Genomic DNA, 18,035 nt, shown 5'->3' with positions numbered 1-18,035 from the left:
TGCCTTTCAAAGGTCCGACGGGTTCGGCGTCGCCGCCTCGTCGGAGGGGCTGGTGGTCTGGGTGGCGTTGAGGGCGGCGCAGAGGGTCTCGATGAGTTGGAGCTGCTGCTGATTCATGTCGAGGAGCCGTTCGATGTCGGTTTTTGCCGCTTCGTTTGTTTCATAGTCGCTTTGCGCGAGGGTGGCGGCGATGGCGTCTTGCCTGCGGGCGGAGATGAGCAGGATGGCGCCTTGCAGCCCGGCGAGCATGCTGAGGAGCAGGTTCAAGAGGATGAATGGGTAGGGGTCCCATGCTCCACGGACACTGTTCGCGCCGGCCCATACCAGCATGAAGAGGATGAACGCTCCGACGAACGGTCAACTGCCCATGGCGTTGCGGAGAACGTCAGCGGCGCGGTCGCCTGGTTTCAACCGTTCTTGGGCGCGTTGGTGCCAGTTCTTCGCGTGGACGATGCGGGCGCTGTGAAGGCGAGGCATCCGCCCTGAGCGGGATGCGTTCGCGGCCTGCCCGCGGCCGCTCACAGGCCGGCGTCCGGGGAGGTGAACGTGTCGAAGTTGGTTCGGGTGAACTCGATGACCACGGGTTCCGTAGGCGGTAGCTCGAGGTCGTCGGGGCGGATGCGGTGCCCGGGGGCGTCGTGCAGGATGTCGCGATTCATGTTTCCTGTCCCATTCGATTGGCGTTAGTGGGTCCACCACGCCGTGTCGGGGTCGTCCCACGTCGCTTCGGCGGCGTGGAGCCGTTCGGCGCGGCGGTAGTGCCGGAGCACGAGGATGAGGATGAGGACGCCGATGATGGCGTCGACGGCGAGACCGATGATGTAGAAGACGGTGGCGAGGGTGTTGACGGCGTCTGCTGTGCCTTGCGGCAGGAAGCCGTGCTCGAGGACGGCGGTGGCGTTCCCGGTGAGGAACAACGCCAGGTAGGAGGCGAGTTCCGATGTCGAGTCCCAGAGGGCGTGCAGGAGGGCGATGGTGGCGTAGGCGGCGAGGATCAGGAAAGACCACCGGAATCGGGGGCGCTGCTTGGCGAGGCCGAAGACGACGGCTCCGAGCAGTCCCGTCCACAGCACGTGTCCGACCGGCGACAGGATGGCCCGCAGGACTTCGGTGTGGAGAAGAGAGACGAGGTCGATGCCCTGCGATGTGATGGCGGCGTTGAACGCGTAGCCGGCGGATTCGAAGGCGGCGAACCCGGCCCCGATGGTGGCGCCGAGCAGCGCTCCCTGAGTGGCGGTTTTGGGGACGACTCGCCAGCCGACGATGACGACGATGGCGCCTTTGACGAACTCTTCGATGAAGCCGACGACGACGAACATCCACACGGACTGGTGCAGATTCGATTCGAGCAGTGATGCGCCGAGGACGCCGCAGATCCCGCCGACGAAGAATGCGAGGACCAGCTGCAGGGTGCTGACGGAGCCTTTCACGCGTTCTACAGCGAATAGGACGACGGCGAAGGGAACGAGGAAGCTGCCGAGGAGGATCAACGTCGGGATGAGGTTGACGTTTCGGGTGACTGCGGTCACGACGATGGTGATCGCCCAGAGGATGAACCCGGCGATGAGGGTCTTCCACCACCAGCCGTGACGGTGATGGCGATGGGGGTGCAGTTTCTGTTCGGCGGCCGCGAGTTCCGTCGCCATGTCGTCCTCCTTGTGTGTGATGGCCGGTGGGCTTCAATCCTTGAAGGTGTCGACGTTTGGCGAATGAGTAGGCTGACTCGCTTTCGCGCGGACCTGTCCGGGAGCCCGGCCGACAGGTGAGGTCAAGTGACTGTTCTCGGAGGTCAATTGATCCGCGACAGTGTGGCCATGACGGTATTCAGGGTGTTTCTCGTGGTGGTCGGCGGCTTTGTCGGTACCGGGGCTCGTGCGGCTGGCGAGATGCTTGCGCCAGGACGAGATGGTTTCCCGGTCGGCTTGGTCGCGATCAATGTCGTCGGCGCGTTCGTCCTGGGTGCGGTGTCGGCTGTTGCGTCACGGGCCGGCGTCGGCCGGGGGATGAAGGACGTGTTGAACGTCGGCATCGGAGTCGGCGTCCTGGGCGGGTTCACGTCGTACAGCACGATGGCGCTGGCCGGAACGATCCTGTTCAGCCGTGGCGCTTTCGTGCTCGCGATCGCCGTGTCGTTCGCTTTGGTTTCGGCGGGTGTTCTGGCCGCGTGGGCCGGGCATCGTCTGTTCTCGCCGCGCATCAAGCCCGCACCGGAGCCGGCGTCTGTTCCCGAGGGGGTCGCTTCGTGAACGTGACGGTTTTCATCTTGACCTGCGCGGCTGGAGGCGGTGGCGCCTTGGTCCGGTACGCCGTCGGCAGGTGGGCTTCGAAGAGCCCTCACGTGTGGCCGTGGCCGACGGCGGTGATCAATGCCACAGGTTCCTTTCTTCTTGGTGTCGTGACGACGTTCCCGTTCGCGGCTCCCGGATCGGCGCAGTGGGTCATGGTGCTGGGAACGGGCGCGCTCGGCGGCTACACCACGTTCAGCACCGCAAGCGTTGAAGCGTTGTCCCTGGCCCGGCAGGGCCGCTGGTTTCTCGCAGCGGCGACCGTGTGGGGCGTGCTCGTGACGTGCTTGATCGGGGCTTCCGCAGGCCTCGCAGTCGGCGCTCACCTTTGACAGGCTGTCGAGTCTCTTCGGCGGTCGGCATCCGGTTCGCGACCGGAATGAACGCACCGGTGGATGAACATGGAGGCCAAACGACTCTGTCGTGCGGAGGGAGGGCGCCCCACCCTTGGTCCATGACATCAGCGAACACTTCACCCGGGCCGGCAATGACCAGCGAGGCGACGCCGCGGGCGAGGGTGCACTTGGCGTTGGTTCTTCTTGCTCTCGCATCCGGCGCCACGGACGCGTTCGCGTTCCTTCTCCTGGGCGGGATTTTTACCGCGAACATGACAGGGAATCTCGTCCTCGCGGGACTGTTCTCCCGGCCGGACTGGCTGTCGACGTTGGCGGGCGCGGTGACCGCTGTGGTCTGCTTCGCCGGGTCGAGCTTTGTGGGTTTCTGGGTGATACGACCAACCGCGAACGCGGATTCGTCTTTGGCGACCCTTCGGCTGTTAGGGGTCGCCGTGGTTGCAGCGGGCCTGCAACTCGTGATCGTGGCCGAGTGGTTGGTGTGGGAGGGACACACGACGCTGCCGCTTCAGTGCGCGTTCATCGGCTGTTCCGCAGCGGCGCTCGGACTTCAGACGGTCCTGGCGAAGAAGATCTCCGGGGCGGCGGGGCTGACGACGACGTTCGTCACGGGAACGTTGACCAGCGTCATGGAGGAGCTCGCCGACCGGAAACGAGGGTCGAAAGCCATCCAGGTGGTGATCGTGCTGTCGCTCTCCGCCGGCGCATTCGCCGGAACGGCGCTGTCCTCATCCGTTCCTGTCATTGCGCCGGTGCTGCCGTTCGTGCTCGTCGCAGCGGCCGTCATTCTGGTGGTGTCGTCCCGGGCGTCGCTCGAGTCGATGACCGCGAAACGGTGACGCCGACACCTAGAGCCGCCACGCAGGCTGCCGCACCGAGGCCGACTGCGAGCCGCGGGCTGACACCGCCGACGGCACCGATGATGCTCGCACCGATTGGGGTTGTTCCGAGGAACGCCGTCGACCACAGCGCAGTGACACGACCTCTCATCTCCGGTCGAGCGGCCAGCTGAATGGTGCTGTTCCCGGTGGTGAGGAACGTGATGCTGGCAAGACCGACGACGAACATCAGTCCGACGGCCAACCACAGGACCGGGGCAACAGCGACCGCGGCCAGGCCTGCGGCGTACAAGACGCAGGCGCGGATGAGGCGCGCGACTCCGGTCTGCGGGCGGCGCATGCAGTACAAGCCTCCCGCAACGGATCCGGCTCCGAACGCTCCGATCAGCCAGCTGTACGCCAACGGCGAGGCGCCGTCGAGGGTTCGGGCCAGCAGGAGGAGGCTCACCTCGAACTCATACGTGAACGTGCCGATGAACGCCATCATCAGGACAGGTCCGATGATCGTCGGCACGGTGAGTGCGTAACGAACTCCCGCGGTGAACTGCCCCCTCGTTCGTGGCACCGGGACGGTCGGGGCGAGCTGAGCACGGTCGAGAAGTGTGAGGGCGATGATGACCGCTCCGAAACTTGCCGCGTTGATGTAGAAGCACCAGCCGATACCGGCTGTTGCCACGAGAACTGCGGCGAGCAGCGGTCCGAGAGCCCGGCCGACATTGACGAAGGTGCTGTTGATGGTCACCGCATTGCGAATCAGGTCGCGGCCGACGATCTCGGGGATGAAAGCCTGCCGGGCCGGATTATCGAGAGCTGACAGGCAGCCGAAAGCGACCGCAATAGTGAACACCGCGGGGAGGTTCGCCCGGCCGGCGAAAGCCAATGTGCCCATGACGACCGACAGTCCGGCCAGGCCCGTCTGCGTGACCAGCAGGACGCGACGCTTCGAGGACCGGTCCACAATGAGCCCGGCATACGGGGTCAAAAGCAGGACCGGCACGTACCGGGCGGCGGTGACGAGACCGAGGAGAAACCCGGAGTTGGTCAGGTGCAGGACGAGCAGGGCAAGGGCAACGGTTTCCGTCCACGTCCCGATCAGGCTGACGGCCTGGCCGATGGCGAACTTCCGGAAGTTGGGGACGGCGAAGGCGGCGAACGAGATGCCCGCAACCGTCCCCGCGTGGCTCCTTTCCGGGTCAGGAGCCACTGCTGCCAGGGCTTGACGCCCCGCCGGTCGTGTACGCCACGGCTCCGGCTCCGGCGAGCTTGCCTCCGTCGACGATGAGGTACTCCTCCCGAATCGGGGTCCCCGCGAACCAGTCTTCGAGGATCTCCCGCGTGCCGGCCGCGTAACGTGCCTGCGCCGAGAGGGATGACCCCGACATGTGAGGCGTCATCCCCTCATGGGGCATCGTCCTCCACGGGTGGTCGACCGCGGGCGGTTGCGGATACCAGACGTCGCCGGCGTAACCCGCGAGCTGACCGGACCGAAGAGCGCGAACGACGGCGTCGCGCTCCATGATTTCGGCCCGCGCCGTGTTCACGATGTACGACCCGCGGCGCATCTTCCCGATCATCGCGTCGTCGAAGAGGTGGTACGTCTCCGGTTGCAGCGGCGCGTGAATGGACAGAACGTCGATCATCTCCAGCATCGATTCGACGTCGGAGTGATACATCAGCCCCAGCTCCTCTTCGATCTCGGGCGCGAGGCGCCGACGTTCGAAGTAGTGCAGCTTGACGCCGAAGGGCTTCAGTCGGCGCAGAACGGCAAGCCCGATCCGCCCGGCCGCGATGACACCGCAGTCCATCCCTTCGAGATCGTAGGAGCGTTCGACACTGTCGGCGATGTTCCACCCGCCGTTGACGACCCACTCGTGTGCCGGCAAGTAGTTGCGCACCAGTGCGAGGATCTGCATGACCGCGTGCTCGGACACGCTGATGCTGTTGCTGTACGTCTCTTCAGCCACGGTGATGCCCCGGGCAATCGCCGCGTCCAAGTCAACGTGATCAGAACCGATTCCTGCGGTGATGGCGAGCTTGAGGTTGGGAGCCTTGGCGATGCGGTCCGCCGACAGGTAGGCCGGCCAGAACGGTTGCGAGATGACGATGTCTGCCGTGGGCAGGTGCCGGTCGAATTCCGAGTCTGCGCCGTCCTTGTCGGATGTGACGATGAACTCGTGCCCCTGAGACTCCAGGAACTTCCTCAACCCCAATTCCCCGCTGACGCAGCCGAGCAGCTCCCCCGGGGTGAAGTCGATGGTCGACGGCGTCGGCAAGGACATCCCGCCCGGGTACTCGGTCAGCTTCGGGATGCTGTCGCGTGCGTACTGCGGCGGGTACCCCGTCACGGGGTCCGGGTAGAGGACGCAGAGCACTTTCGCCATGACGTTTGCCTTCCGTTCGGGGCCGCGGAATCGCACCGGATTGCCGACGGTTCGGTCCCCGGTTCGCCCGATGCCACCCTGCCGGTCACCTGGCGCCAACCGAATGCGTCAGATGACTCGGAATGGCGGAGATGGAGTCGTCGGCACCGGATGCCGTCAAATGACTGACTCGGCACCTACGGCACGTCTTTCAAGATCGGAGGAACCCAGAGAACGGAGGCTTTCGCATGAAACGACTCGTCACCATCGCAGCCATCGCCGTGGGGGCCGCGACGGGCCTCACCGGCTGCAACTTCGTCATCCCTACGGAGACGCAGTACATCAAAGACGTCACCGATGGGACGAATGCGGACATCGGCTCGATCGAGGTCCGCAACGCCGTTCTCATCAGCAATGACGGGAAGACGGGCAGTCTGAGCATGACGTTGCTGAACACCGGTGCGTCCCCCGCCGACGTTCGCTTCCAGTACGACACGACGGACGGACGGGTCACTCAAACCCTCTCCATGGCACCGACGTCGATGCTGTTCCGGGGCACCAAACCCGGTGACGAGCAGATGATCCTCTCGGACCTGCACGTCGAACCCGGTGCCCTCATCCGTGTTTTCGTGCAGTCGGATGCCAGCACCGGCAAGATGCTTCGGATCCCGATCCTGACCGGTGCGCTCAACGAATACAAGACTCTGCTGCCGACACCGGCCGGTACGAATCCTGCGGACCCCGGCGACACGTCATCGCCGCTGTTCGAGTCGACCCCGCAACCGACGCCCACGAACTGACTCGGGAGCAGGCATGTCGACACTCATCATCCTCGCCCACCCGAACAAAGAGGCGGCCAGGATCAACGCATCGCTCGCGGAACCACTCCTCGAGAAGGGGGACGTCACCCTGCACGACCTCTACGCCGAATACCCCGACCACATCATCGACGCGAAACTCGAACAGCGGCTCCTCCTGGAACACACCCACATCGTTCTGCAGTTCCCATTGCACTGGTACTCCGTCCCCGGGCTGCTGAAAGACTGGATGGACCGCGTCCTTGAACGGGGCTGGGCGTATGGCGACGACGGCGGTCCCGGTTTCCTCCGCGGCAAGTCCCTGCAAGTGGCCGTCTCCACCTCGGAAGACGCCCGCGAATACGAACCGGGCCGGCCCCAGTACTTCACCATCGACCAGTTCCTCGTGCCCTTGAAAGCGACAGCGCTGCGACTCGGCATGACGTGGGAGACCCCGATCGTCGTCGACAACGTCCTGGAAGACGGTTCGGGTCTGAGAAACCACGTCGGCACCTACATCGATGGTGTCGGTGCGGGACGCCGATGACGTACGACACCTGCTATCGGCCGTCACACGCGCCAGGAGATTTCGACATGAAGACGACGACCAGCCGCATCGCACTCGTCACCGGCGGTTCCGGGACCCTGGGAGGAACGATCAGCAGGCGTCTCGCCGCCGACGGCATGTGTGTCGCCGTGCACTACTTCACCCACGCCGAGAAAGCTCGCGACATCGTCGACCAGATCATCGACGACGGCGGTGAAGCCATCGCCGTCGCCGGCGACATCACCGACGAGGCAAACATGCGCTACGTGTTCGACATGGTCCTCGCCGAGTACGGCGGTGTCGACGTCGTCGTCCACACGGCGTCGCGGACCTTCGAAGGACTCCTCAGCCACTTGGACCTTCGAGCCGCCGATCAGATCCTCAAGGCGAACATCCTCGGCACGCTGACGGTGAACCAGCTGGCACTGCAACTCGTCCGCGACGGCGGCGCCATCGTCAACATGGCCTCCGCAGACGTTCGACTGACGCCCGCCGGCCGAAGCATCACCACCGCGTCACACGCAGCCGTCGAGGCGTTGTCGATGACGTTGGCCCGTGAGGCGCGAGGCCGAAACATCACCGTCAATTCCGTCTCCCCGGGCAGCGTCGCAACGCCACAGCTCCTGGAAGGGAAAGACGGACCCGCCCTCACGGATCTCGCCAAAGACTCCCCGCTCGAACGTCTCGGACAACCCTCCGACATCGCCGAAGTCGTCTCCCTGCTCGCCGGTCGTGCCCGCTGGTTGAACGGCCAGAACCTGCACGTCAACGGCGGAACCGCGTAGAACGCAAACCGCGACGCCTGCAATCCGCGACCGGCGCCGCCGCTCCACACGTCCCGCGAGGAGTGCGGTCCAGTGAAGCTCGCGCAACGTGCGTGGACCGAGCGATGTCTGCACGCTCCTGGCCTTGTGCTGTGGGTGACATGGTCCGCGACCTGGCTCGGGGAAGAGTCAGCTGACCTGTCCACCAGAGTCCGGGTCCGATGACCTCACTCGCTCGATAACGCTCCGGGAAAAGGTGCGGTCAGGCAGGAAAAACGCGGGCGGTTTGCAGACATCTGACCTAACCGCGCCGGGCGCACTCCGGCGAGAGTGAATGTCACCAGATCACGGAAGGAGACACCATGCTCGACCCTCTTGAGGAAGCCGTTGCAAAGATGACGACCGCCGTCGAGCACGAGCTCGTCGTCCGCGATTTCATCGACAATCTGAACACCCACGATGTCCTCGAACTCGAACCGTTCCTCAGCACACACGTCGTCTACCAGCCGAGTACGTGCAGTCTCGTGCGGGGCCGCGGCGAAGTCCTACGGCTGTGCGAAGCCATCATCGACAACTTCGAGATCTTCCGAATCGAGCCCATCCATGTGGCCACGTGCGGTGACCGCGTCCTCGTCGAACAAGCCCTCCTGCTGGGCTTCCCCGGCCAGCCGATCCGGGAGTTGATGAGCTTCGCCAGCTTCGAGGTTCACGACTGCCAGATCACCGTCTGGCGTCAGTTGCACGGATGAGCACCACCCAGTACCCGACGGGCAGCGTCAACGCGCTGCGACCCCTCGGGGTGCAGATCGTGACGGCCCCGCGTGCCGGCGAAGCAGCGGCGTGGTGGCTGGCGCAGGCGGGACTGTCCATCGGGATGATCCAGTTCCGTGGCGACCTGACGGTGCTCCGGCTGTCGTCCGGACGCGGCACCCGGCGGCGTGTGCGTTTGATCGTCATCGGCGGGCCGGGAGCCTTCGAATACGTCGACAGGGCGTCGGACGAGGCCGTGTCGTCCGCGTTCGCGACCGCCGACCCGCCCCGGCCGGCTCCGCCGACGGGCAAGGAACTCTTCGGCCTGATCCATCCCGCGACGAGTGTGACGTGCGTGGAGGACCCGTGGCGCAATGCGGTTTTCTGCCGCCGCCTCCGCGGACGCCTCGTCCCCTGTATCGCCTGATACGGAAAGCCCGCGAGCGCACGCTCTGTCCAGTGCGACCCGGGCATGACCACCCGGCACTCGGACGTGACGCCTATGGTGTCGGACCTCGCAGGGGTCGTCAGGCTCCTCCGAAGCGTTCCGTGCGAATGGCCGCGGAGTCGTAGCCGCGGGCGAGGAGCAAGTCGGTGACGGCCGCGACGAACGAGTTCGGGCCACAGACGTACACGATTCCAGAGCCGGGTTCCTGGACGAAGTTCTCAATGTCCCGGTCGGTGAGACGCCCGGGCGGGCGAGCCTCACCGTGTGGAGCCACACGCGTGTACGCCAGATCCACGGTGATGTTGGGCGAGGTGGTGTAGCTGGCCAGTTCGTCGGCGAAGTACACGGTGTCAGGAGCACGGACGGAGTACAGCAGCCGCATCGGTACAGCGCTGGTTGAAGCGATGCGGGCGCGGAGAATGGCGACGAGCGGGGCGACGCCAGATCCGCCACCGATGAGTTGCACTGGCTCTGAATCAGTGGGGTGCCAGACGAACCAGCCGCCAACGGGTCCACGGACTTCCAGCGGGTCTCCGGGGGCAAGAGCTTCGACAAGGTACGGGGAGACTTCACCTTCGGGCAGTTCTTCGACAGCGATTTCAACTTCGCTGTTACCCAGCGGTGTCCCTCCAGGGCCTCCGCGAGGTGTCGCAGACAGGGAATAGGAACGAACAGCCTGGTAGCCGTCGTCGGCCGTCAGCCGAATGTCGATGTGCTGACCGGCGACGACCGGTCCGAGGTTGTCAACTTTGAGACGGATGCTCCGAGAGCTCAACGTCTCGGGTCGGCCCTGAACGCAGATGGCGGGGCGCCAGTCGGTGCTCACGCGTAGCGTTCCTCTTTCCATGGGTCTCCGTGGTTGTGATATCCGTAGTTCTCCCAGAAGCCTGGCCGGTCGACGGCCATGGTCTGGATGCCCTGCAGCCATTTGGCGCTCTTCCAGAAGTACAGGTGGGGGACGAACAGGCGTGCCGGGCCGCCGTGCTCGGAAGCAAGAGGTCGACCTTCGAACGTGTGCATGACCCACGCTTTGCCGCCCAGGAGGTCCTCCAGGGGCAAGTTCGTGGTGTATCCGCCGTAGGAGCGGGCCATGGCGAACCTCTGCTCAGTCTTCAGTCCGTCGAAGAGGGTGTCGACGGACACGCCCCGCCAGTGGGTTCCGAGCTTGGACCAGCTGGTCACGCAATGAATGTCGGTGGTGATGTCCTCTTGGGGCAGCGCCAGGAAGTCGTCCCACGACCAGGAGCGTTGCCCGGTCTCGGTGGCGACCTGCAGCTCCCACACCTTGATGTTCGGGTCTGGGCCGGCGGACAGGACCGGGAAACCCCGCTCCAGGTGCTGCCCTGGTGGAAGAGCCGGGTCGGTTTGCCGGCGGCTCGCGAATCCTTCGAATCCGGCCATGTCATCTCCTCGGAGCGAAACAGTGGAACCCGTCGTCAGCATTGTGTCGCAGACACAAGCCAGACGGAAAGGCGAAGGGTGCGTGGTGGCGCCGGGTCGACGTCAGGCTTGATGACGGTCGAGCGGGTGCGGTCGCGGTGGTGCGAAGAACGGTCATCGGAGCTGTCTTCGGCTGGCGACCCCGAGCCCGCTTAGAGCTGCGGCACGACACGGACGGCGGCTTCTGGCGTGTTCACCCGGAACGCGAGGGTCTCCTCCACGTAGAGGTCGACGGTGGTTGCGTCGTGCGACGCGTAGCCGAGGGCCAAGTCTTCACCGACGGTCAGTTGGTAGTCGCCTCCGCGTGCGCTGACGATGACCGAGTTCCGCAGGCCGGGAGTCCACTCGATGGGTCCGCCGAGGATGCCGTGCAGTTGCTTGCGCAGCGGGTAGCCGGCATCGTCCGTGTCGACGAGGGCAACCCAATCGTCGGGTCCGGCGGCCAGCGTGTAGGGGCCGTCCACGCCTGCGCGGCGCAGTGCGGCGACGCCTTCGGCGACACTGTCGCGATAGGACGCTGCTTCACCATCGTGGGCGACGTCAGCATGGGAGGACGCTTCGACGATGCCGGTGATGCCCGCGTCGGACCACCCGTGGAAGATGATCTCGTTCTCGAACGCGGCCAGCGCGAGAGCAGCCTCGTCCAGCGGTCCGAGGTCGATGTCGGTTGCGCCCCGGGAGAAATCGAGGAGTTCGTTTCTGCTCAGTCGGAATCCGGCTCGGAGTTCCGATAACGGCAGGAGTTTGCGGCGGCGAGCCTGGATGGAGGAAGGCGCTGACGTCAGGGGGTCCGTCCGCCCTAGGTCGACGGCCGAGTGTTTCCAGCCGAGCGGGCCATCGAAATCGACGATTCGACGTGCAGAAAGCGACCCGGTGAGTCGGCTTCGGGCTTCGTCGTCGAGCATCGTCCATGCGTCGACGCCGAACGGGGCTAGGTCTCGCAGCAAGTGGTTCATGTCACTCTCCGGTGGGTGCTTTTAGGGAACCGATGCCCAAGGTGGGCGCGCTCGAAGGCGCTGAGGAGGAGCCGTCGGTTGACGCTGCGGTGTTCTCCATGGCTGCCGCCGCTGGGCCGGCGGCGAGCAGTGCCATCTGCTGACGGGATGGGGCGAAGAAGGTGGCGCCGGTGACGGCTGTGGAGAAGTCCAGGATGCGGTCGTATTGCCCGGGGGTTTCTCCGAGGAACATTCGTTGGAGCATCTTCTCGATGACCCACAGGTGTCCGGCATAGCCGATGAAGTATGTCCCGTACTCTCCTGCGCCCGGCCTGCCGAAAGGCATGTTGTCGCGGAGGATGTCGTATTCGTTGCCGTCATCGTCGGTGATGGTGGCGAGCGTCTTGTGCGAGGGCCGCTCTTCGGCGTCTGAGTCGCGTTCGATGTTGTCTGCTTTGGACCGGCCGATGATGGCCTCTTGCTCGTCGGTCGTCAGATCGTTCCAGCGTGTGAGGTCGTGGAGGTATTTCTGGACGACGATGAAGCTGCCGCCGGCCCACGTCGGGTCGTCTGCCCCGACCAGAGCTGCGGCGTCGAGTTCTTGGGCGACGGGGTTCGCGGTGCCGTCGACGAAGCCGAGGAGGTCCCGGGTGTCGAAGTAGCGGAATCCCTGCACCTCGTCTTCGATCCGCACGTGCTCTCCGAGGGTGGCGAGGATAAGCCGTTCCAGTTCGAAGCAGAAGTCGGGCCTGTCCGCCCGAATGTGAAAGAGCAGGTCGCCGGCGGTTGAAGGCGCCCGGTGGGGTGTCCCGTCGATGGGGACGAACGGGTGAAGTTCTGCTGGTGCGCTTCCTGGTGACAGCCGCTTCCAAAGGCCCGGTCCGAGGCCGACGACGCAGGTGAGTCGAGCTGCCAAATCCCGGAAGCCGATTGTTTTGATCAGGTCATCGAGGCCGTCGAGGATGTCTCGCACAGCGTCGGCGTCGTCTAAGTCTGGTTTCACGGTCAGGGTGAGGAAGACGGCCGCTTTGGTCAGCGGTGCGTCGATGCTTTGGGCGTCGATGGGGACACGGGTCCCGTCAGCGCGGTTGCTCATTCGCCGTCGGCTTTGAAGAAGTCACCGTACGTGATGTCCGTGAATGATGATGCGTGGTCGCCGTGGGTTGCGGGTGGAACGCGGCGGGGGAACCAGCGGCGTCGATGGCGCCCCAGCCGTTCGATCCCGACTGGTGGCACCCAGGCGACGCCACGGTAGTTACTGTCCATCGGATGCGTCCGTATTCTTTGTGGCCGTCTCGAACAGGAATTGGTTGCTGGCTCCTGCGATCGCCGCCCCGACGGCGGGAGCGACGACGAAGAGCCACAACTGGCCCATCCAGGGTCCTCCCCCGAATACCGCTGTGGCAAGCGAGCGAGCCGGGTTGAAGCCGGCGTTGTCCACGGGGATCGCCACGAGGAGCAGGAGCGTCAGGGTGATGCCGATGGGAAAGGGGGCGACGCTGGGATTCGAGCGGGCGTTGGTGACGCCGAGGATCACGAAGACGAAAACGGCCGTGCCGACCACTTCGACGATGATGGCCGACACGATGCCGAATCCACCGGGCGAGTGACCGCCGTATCCGTTCGACGCGAAACCCGTATTGACGGCAGCAGACAGAAAGGTGTGGCCGGCGCCGGCCGCGATACCGAGGACAGCGGTTGTGCCAAGGAGGGCGCCCAGCGCCTGGGAGATCACATATTCGGGCAAATCTCGCCACGAAAGACGACCGGCGATGGTGAGACCGAGTGACACGGCGGGATTGAAATGCCCGCCGGAAATGGGCCCGAACGCGTAGGCGCCGATGATCACGGTGAGTCCGAGAGCGAGCGCCACTCCCAGGATGCCGACGGGTGCCGGCGTGCCGGCACCGGCCACGTGGGCCGCCGAGAAGGTTGCCGCTCCAACCAGACCGAAGGTCAGAAGGAACGTGCCAGCGAACTCAGCGGCCCATTTTCCGGCCCGTGTAGGGCGGGCCGGTTTCGGTGCTGCGGGGAAGGTCATGTTGAGCACCGAGCCTTAGGTGAAATCGAGTGATGAGGGTTCGCGGGTGCGGCGAGTCATGCGGCGTTCCTGTACCGGGCTGCCTGTGTGGTCAGGGTCTGCTGCGTCGAGCGTGGCAAAAAGATCCGTCTCTGCGCCTGAGTCATTCGACCCGGTCGGCGCACTGCCCAATGTCGAGGCTTGCTTCCCGACGGCCGGCGGAGGTTGCGTCGGACGCAGGAGGGGAGGTCGTCTCAACGCAGGGGTGATGTGCGGCCGGCGAAGAGTCCCCTAACTTGCAAGCGTGTCTCCGAATGCGGACGTTTCGACGTCCGCCCTTATCGATGCCATCAATCTCTGGAGCGACAATGACCATCGAGATGTCCGCTGAGAGGGCCGTTCGCGGCCCCGTCCAAGCTGATGAAGCTTTCGCCCGCGCGCTCCACCCGTCATCGACGTTCCTGGACAGGTTCGTGATCGTCGAAGGAGGGACAGGTTTCGGGAAGTCGTTCGCACTCGCGGGTGCTGCCGCCGCAGCGCGCAGTGAAGGGCTCGAGGTCGTGCAGATGAGAGCCCATGCCGGCGATCCCGTGATCTCGGCGTCGTCGCTGGAACCGCTGATGTCGCTGTGGCCGGTCGTGGCCCCGAAGAGTGAGCCAAGCGGGAGCGCGAACGCGCCAGGGATGCATGTCGACGCCGCATCTGTTCCACGTCCGCTGGCGCGCGGGCATGTCGTCTTGGTCGACGATTTCCATCACCTGGAGCGGGCCGCCCAGGCTCATCTGCACGCCATTCTCACCCACGTCGTCAGGAACTCCAGCGCCGTGTGCGTGGTTGCGGTGGACGACCGGAGACTCATCCCGGGGTGGAATGACCTCCCGCACGTCTTCCTGCGCCCGTTGGACGTGGGTGAGGCGGAACAGTTGCTGCGGGAGAACGTGATCGATCTGCCTCCCGCGCGTCGGCGCATGCTCACGAATCTGGCGCAGGGGAACCCGATGATCCTGCACGCTGTCGGTCGGGCGTGGGCGGCGCAGTCGTCCAAGCGGCGCTCAGCGATCTTCCCCGCCAGCTATCCGCGGCTTGATGAGATGTCCGGGTCAAGCCGGAACGCTTTGGAGAGTCTGAGCAACTCGGCGCGAACCGTCGTCCTGAAAGCAGCAGTCGCTACCGTGGAGTTCGCTGGCATCGTTCCGCCGTTCATCGCCGAAGACAGCGCCGCCATCGGGGATGCGTTAAACGCCGGGGTCCTCATCGAGGGCGACAACGGACCGGAGTTTGCGGATCCCGTCACGCGCGCCATCGTTCTCTCCCAGGCATCCGAAGCGGAGCTCACCGAAGTGCGGACCGTTATCACCGCGTGCGAGCACCTGCCTCGAAGGTTCCGCATCTTGGTGCGAGCGTCATCCGCCACACAGGCCGACGATGCGTTGGCGGGCGACCTCGTCGCCGTCGCAGGCGAAGCGCTTGAAGCGCGCCGCCCTCATGAGGCCGTGAACGCCTACCTGCAAGCGGCACGCCTGTCCAAGAGTCGGAAGGATAAGCAGAAGCAGCTCGCGCGAGCAGCGGATATCGCCGGCTTTATCGGCGCGTTCCCTGTTCTCGAAGATGTCACGGCCAAGCTCGCAACCCCTGATGGTCAGGTTCCTGTCGACATGCGGGCCGGATTCGAGTTCGCGCAAGCCCTCTGTCGCGGCGAAGTCCGCGAGTCGAAGAGGAACATCCTCGCTGCTCTGGCACAGACCCCTCGCATGCACTCAGCCACCGGAGACGCCCTCACAGCGACACTGCAGATCCTGTGCTTCCTGCGGGGAGACAACGCCTGGTGGGATGAGGCCGTGGGCGAAACGGCCACACGCGACGTCGACCCGATTCTCCGCGTCGTCGAGGACTGCCTGCAGAGCACCGCGTCCCCCGCGAACGCACCGCTGTATGACGCAGCACGCCAATCGGCCGCAGACGGGGAACCGTGGAAGTTCGTGTCGTTGCATGTTGCCTGGTCGATCCTCGATGCGACGGATCCTCGACGCGACTGGGTTGAGCAGCTCATGGCCGGAACCGGCAACGACGACGACCTCCTCGGCCTGTTCAGAATGTGCCGGACGGGCGTCGCAGCGTTCCAGCGCGGCCGTCTCGACGAGGCGGTGGACGCGATGGACAAAGCCCGAGCAACGGCGTTGCGGTACCAGGCGGGCACCGTTGTGGCCCTCGCCGACGCGTTTCAAGCGCTCGTGTTCTCCGTCCAGGGGCACCCGGACAGGGCGTCTGCGACAGCTGACCGTGCAAGCCAGTGGGCGCTGCGGCACGGCGCACCTCTCGTCGCCCGCTCCGCGGACCACGCACGCTCTTCCCTTGACCTGTCACTCGGTAGGTTCGAAGACGCGCACGCACGATCTACGGCGAAACCCCCGGTCGGCGGCCACTGGATCGAGCACGGTTACGGCCCCGTCGAACTCCTCGACGCGGTCGAGTCTGCGGCCCGGCTGCGTATGCCGGCGCACGGCCTGGAACTGATCAGGGCCGCGGAGGCCGCCTTGGGCTCCCGGCGCGCCCCGAAGCAGACGATGATCGTCACCGCATCGCGGGCCATCATCGACGAACGCACCGATGCCCGAGCACTCTTCGAGTCCGCGTTGTCGCTGGTGGAACCGCAAGAAGCTCCATTCGAAATCGCGCGAATCCGCCTCGCATACGGCGAATGGCTCCGACGCACCATGCACGCGCTTGAAGCCAGGACACAGTTCCGGCTTGCCGCGGCGGCCTTCGAAGCCCTAGGGGCCGAGCAATGGCGCCAGCGGGCGCAGAGCGAGCTGCGGGTCGCTGGCGGAGCATCAGGGCCGACCCCCGCGAGCCTCGACGGAATCGAACTCAGTGAGCAGGAACAGCGCGTCGCCTCCCTGGCGGCCGCTGGGCTGTCGAACAAGCAGATCGCAAACCAGCTCTTTCTCTCCCCGCGAACCGTCAGCGGACATCTGTACCGGATCTTCCCCAAGCTCGGCGTCACCGCACGCGCGGGTCTCCGCGACGCCCTGCTCGGCTTGAATTCGCCGGAAATGTCCCGCGGCGCCTAGTGTCGGCTGCTTCGTCCGCTCAGTGACGCCGCCGCATGTTGATCGCCGAGACGAGCACGGCTGTCAGCACGAGCACAACGAAGACCAGCAGGACGGCAAGCGGCGATGCGATGACGAGTGCACCGCCGACAAGCAGCACGGGGATGCACAACCCGGCGTAGGCAATGAGGAACAACGCCGCCAGAACTTCACCCTTGGATTCGGCGCCCGCGAGCGACGCTCCCGTCGACAGCGCCGCACGGAACAGCAGGCCCACTCCGGCGCCAGCCACGACGCCCGACGCAGCGAACACGGGGAGTGACGCGGCGGCCGCGCCGACGGCGAGACCCACCAGGCCCACGGGGAGGAGGGCAAGAAGCACATTCAGTTGTGTGCGGATCCGAGCCTTCGACAGGAGCACTTGCCCGAGGCACGCCGCGGCGAACACCGAAAACGACACCGCCCCTGCGACGAGGCGGTCGGTTTCGTGGAGCGTCACGACGAGGAACGTCGGAGCGAGGGACGTGAACAGGCCGAACACAGCAAACGAGGAAAAAGCGGCCGCGCCAGCGGCGAAAAACACCGCCCGGGATTCTCGCGGAACGGACACCTTCTGTGGCCGGTACGCCGGCCGGATCTCCTCTTTCACAACCGTCTCCGGGACCAGCGCCACACCGATTACAGCGACGACGAACAACGCGAGGAAGACCACGTGCGGCACGAGCAACGGCTGGGGCAGGAACTCGGCGAACAGGCCGCCGATGAGCGGTCCCAAGCCGAGACCGCCAAGGTTGGCGACGCCGGACACGGTGGAGGCGTCCGCTGATCCGTCGGAGCGCGAGATGACCCTGAGCTCGCTCAGATGGGCTGTTGCAGTCGCCGTCAACATGCCGACGCCGACGCCGTTGACGAACCGGGCCACGAGCAGCCCCGGTAAGTCAGGCCAAGCGATGAACAGGCAGGACGCGAGAATCTCCACGGCGACGGAGATGAGAATGATGCGACGCCGACCCACCCAATCGCTGATGTGACCAGCGAAATAGAGGCTCGCGACCACGCCGACCGCATAGGCGGCAAAGATGAATGTCACAGCGAACGAGGGGAAGCCGTCACGCGCCTCGTAAAGCACATAAAGAGGCGTGGGGACAGTCGAATACGCCATGACCGTCGTGAACACGACAGCGATAATCCAGAAACCGATGCCGTGCCACGCGGCGGGAACCGCCCGGATGACCGACCTGTTCGTCGTAGAAGTTGTCATGCTGCGACTCTGTCGCCCAGGCTCCTCCGACCCAAGCGTCAAACGGCTCAACCATGTCGGGTAATGATCACTCCAGAATCCTGCCCCTCGCAGGGTCACCCTTCATCCGATGCGCGAGCGCGTGTCCGCCGAACGACCGACTATGACCAGATACCCGTGCCACATGTCCGATTTCCACGGCCGGAC

At 65.2% G+C, this 18,035-nt stretch carries 19 protein-coding genes and 1 pseudogene; 9 read left to right on the top strand and 11 right to left on the bottom strand.

Annotated elements, in window-relative coordinates; translation table 11 throughout:
• Nucleotides 1-6 precede the first annotated feature (6 nt).
• The 3 genes and pseudogenes from C8E83_RS17305 to C8E83_RS17300 form a co-directional block, all read right to left on the bottom strand.
• Nucleotides 7-342 (bottom strand): annotated as a pseudogene (locus C8E83_RS17305) (DUF1003 domain-containing protein); the annotation flags it as partial.
• 176 nt (nucleotides 343-518) lie between these two features.
• A complete protein-coding gene (locus C8E83_RS19665) occupies nucleotides 519-659 on the bottom strand; it encodes a hypothetical protein (RefSeq protein WP_170159991.1) in 141 nt (46 codons plus the stop codon).
• Nucleotides 660-683: 24 nt separating this feature from the next.
• Nucleotides 684-1,646, bottom strand: a complete 963-nt coding sequence (locus C8E83_RS17300; RefSeq protein ID WP_121371330.1) for a PrsW family intramembrane metalloprotease — start codon at nucleotides 1,644-1,646, stop codon at nucleotides 684-686.
• A gap of 126 nt (nucleotides 1,647-1,772) precedes the next feature.
• On the opposite strand from C8E83_RS17300, the gene C8E83_RS17295 reads away from it, so the two are divergent.
• The 3 genes from C8E83_RS17295 (at nucleotide 1,773) to C8E83_RS17285 (ending at nucleotide 3,477) form a co-directional block, all read left to right on the top strand.
• Nucleotides 1,773-2,246, top strand: a complete 474-nt coding sequence (locus C8E83_RS17295; RefSeq protein WP_121371329.1) for a CrcB family protein — start codon at nucleotides 1,773-1,775, stop codon at nucleotides 2,244-2,246.
• A complete protein-coding gene (locus C8E83_RS17290) occupies nucleotides 2,165-2,617 on the top strand; it encodes a CrcB family protein (RefSeq protein WP_121371328.1) in 453 nt (150 codons plus the stop codon). Before C8E83_RS17295 ends, C8E83_RS17290 begins: the two co-directional genes overlap by 82 nt.
• Before the next feature lie 122 nt (nucleotides 2,618-2,739).
• Nucleotides 2,740-3,477 carry a YoaK family protein gene (locus C8E83_RS17285; RefSeq protein WP_170159989.1) on the top strand — a complete coding sequence of 246 codons (738 nt, stop codon included), beginning with the start codon at nucleotides 2,740-2,742 and terminating at the stop codon, nucleotides 3,475-3,477.
• Here the strand turns inward: C8E83_RS17285 and C8E83_RS17280 are convergent.
• Nucleotides 3,422-4,681: an MFS transporter gene (locus C8E83_RS17280; RefSeq protein ID WP_170159988.1), complete on the bottom strand. Its 1,260-nt coding sequence runs from the start codon at nucleotides 4,679-4,681 to the stop codon at nucleotides 3,422-3,424. The genes C8E83_RS17285 and C8E83_RS17280 overlap by 56 nt on opposite strands.
• Entirely contained in the window at nucleotides 4,671-5,858 is a 1,188-nt protein-coding gene (locus tag C8E83_RS17275) for an NAD-dependent formate dehydrogenase (protein WP_121371325.1), read from the bottom strand. The genes C8E83_RS17280 and C8E83_RS17275 overlap by 11 nt, the downstream gene beginning before the upstream one ends.
• Before the next feature lie 227 nt (nucleotides 5,859-6,085).
• Between C8E83_RS17275 and C8E83_RS17270 the strand changes: the two genes are divergently transcribed.
• From C8E83_RS17270 to C8E83_RS17250, 5 genes are all read left to right on the top strand, one after another.
• Nucleotides 6,086-6,637: a hypothetical protein gene (locus C8E83_RS17270; protein WP_121371324.1), complete on the top strand. Its 552-nt coding sequence runs from the start codon at nucleotides 6,086-6,088 to the stop codon at nucleotides 6,635-6,637.
• Nucleotides 6,638-6,650: 13 nt separating this feature from the next.
• Entirely contained in the window at nucleotides 6,651-7,181 is a 531-nt protein-coding gene (locus C8E83_RS17265) for an NAD(P)H-dependent oxidoreductase (protein ID WP_121371323.1), read from the top strand.
• A gap of 47 nt (nucleotides 7,182-7,228) precedes the next feature.
• Nucleotides 7,229-7,966, top strand: coding sequence for an SDR family oxidoreductase (locus C8E83_RS17260; RefSeq protein WP_121371322.1), 738 nt, complete (start codon nucleotides 7,229-7,231; stop codon nucleotides 7,964-7,966).
• A gap of 341 nt (nucleotides 7,967-8,307) precedes the next feature.
• Nucleotides 8,308-8,694, top strand: a complete 387-nt coding sequence (locus tag C8E83_RS17255; protein WP_121371321.1) for a nuclear transport factor 2 family protein — start codon at nucleotides 8,308-8,310, stop codon at nucleotides 8,692-8,694.
• Entirely contained in the window at nucleotides 8,691-9,122 is a 432-nt protein-coding gene (locus C8E83_RS17250; protein ID WP_121371320.1) for a hypothetical protein, read from the top strand. The genes C8E83_RS17255 and C8E83_RS17250 overlap by 4 nt, the downstream gene beginning before the upstream one ends.
• Nucleotides 9,123-9,222: 100 nt before the next feature.
• On the opposite strand, the gene C8E83_RS17245 is transcribed toward C8E83_RS17250, so the two are convergent.
• The 5 genes from C8E83_RS17245 to C8E83_RS17225 form a co-directional block, all read right to left on the bottom strand.
• On the bottom strand, nucleotides 9,223-9,969 hold the full coding sequence (locus C8E83_RS17245; protein ID WP_245981793.1) for an FAD-binding oxidoreductase: 747 nt from the start codon (nucleotides 9,967-9,969) through the stop codon (nucleotides 9,223-9,225).
• Entirely contained in the window at nucleotides 9,966-10,544 is a 579-nt protein-coding gene (locus tag C8E83_RS17240) for a molybdopterin-dependent oxidoreductase (RefSeq protein ID WP_121371318.1), read from the bottom strand. Before C8E83_RS17240 ends, C8E83_RS17245 begins: the two co-directional genes overlap by 4 nt.
• A gap of 191 nt (nucleotides 10,545-10,735) precedes the next feature.
• Nucleotides 10,736-11,539: a family 1 encapsulin nanocompartment shell protein gene (locus C8E83_RS17235; protein ID WP_121371317.1), complete on the bottom strand. Its 804-nt coding sequence runs from the start codon at nucleotides 11,537-11,539 to the stop codon at nucleotides 10,736-10,738.
• A 1-nt stretch (nucleotide 11,540) separates the two neighbouring features.
• Nucleotides 11,541-12,614, bottom strand: a complete 1,074-nt coding sequence (locus C8E83_RS17230; protein WP_121371316.1) for a Dyp-type peroxidase — start codon at nucleotides 12,612-12,614, stop codon at nucleotides 11,541-11,543.
• Nucleotides 12,615-12,773: 159 nt separating this feature from the next.
• Entirely contained in the window at nucleotides 12,774-13,559 is a 786-nt protein-coding gene (locus tag C8E83_RS17225; protein ID WP_121371983.1) for an aquaporin, read from the bottom strand.
• 347 nt (nucleotides 13,560-13,906) lie between these two features.
• Here C8E83_RS17225 and C8E83_RS17220 point away from each other — a divergent pair, with 347 nt between their 5' ends.
• Nucleotides 13,907-16,609, top strand: coding sequence for a helix-turn-helix transcriptional regulator (locus C8E83_RS17220; RefSeq protein WP_170159987.1), 2,703 nt, complete (start codon nucleotides 13,907-13,909; stop codon nucleotides 16,607-16,609).
• Between the two features lie 19 nt (nucleotides 16,610-16,628).
• On the opposite strand, the gene C8E83_RS17215 is transcribed toward C8E83_RS17220, so the two are convergent.
• Nucleotides 16,629-17,849, bottom strand: a complete 1,221-nt coding sequence (locus C8E83_RS17215; protein ID WP_121371314.1) for an MFS transporter — start codon at nucleotides 17,847-17,849, stop codon at nucleotides 16,629-16,631.
• Between the last annotated feature and the right edge of the window lie 186 nt (nucleotides 17,850-18,035).

The sequence above is a fragment of the Frondihabitans australicus genome (assembly GCF_003634555.1).
Taxonomy (GTDB): domain Bacteria; phylum Actinomycetota; class Actinomycetes; order Actinomycetales; family Microbacteriaceae; genus Frondihabitans; species Frondihabitans australicus.
This window is presented reverse-complemented; position numbering and strand designations above follow the sequence as displayed.